Consider the following 473-nt stretch of genomic DNA (forward strand, 5'->3'; position numbering starts at 1 on the left):
GCTTTTGCCCGGATCGCCTTTGATTTCTTCAGCGAGGGTGGAGAGCGCATCGAAGCCGAGGAACGACAGCACGGCAATCGACACCGCTTGCATCAGCAGGGCGAAGTGGAAGGGTTCCGCGTGATACAGCGGCGCCAGGGTCAGCTCGCCGTTACCGCCACCGTTGTGCAAGGCATTCCACGCGTAGAACAGGAAGATGCCGAGTACTACCAGTTGCGCCAGCAGGAAGATGATGTTCATCCGTGCGGTGAAAGTGATGCCGCGCAGGTTGACGAAGGTCGCGCTGACCAGAAACGCCAGAATGAAGCCGACTTTCGGAATGTCCGGGTACAAATGGTTGAGCGCCATCGCTGCGTAGACATAGAGCAGCGGCGGAATCAGCAGGTAATCGAGCAGCATCAGCCAACCGGCGATGAAGCCGACATGTTGATTGAGGCCGCGTTGCGCGTAGGAATACACCGAGCCGGCAATCG

Annotated in this window: 1 protein-coding gene; it reads right to left on the minus strand. The window is 58.6% G+C overall.

All coding sequences use genetic code 11. The annotated features are described in order from the left end of the window. Positions 1–473, minus strand: a 473-nt coding sequence (locus BK660_RS30230) for an APC family permease (RefSeq protein WP_148057487.1), incomplete at both ends; no start/stop codon positions are given.

Source organism: Pseudomonas brassicacearum (assembly GCF_003732265.1).
Taxonomy (GTDB): domain Bacteria; phylum Pseudomonadota; class Gammaproteobacteria; order Pseudomonadales; family Pseudomonadaceae; genus Aquipseudomonas; species Aquipseudomonas brassicacearum_D.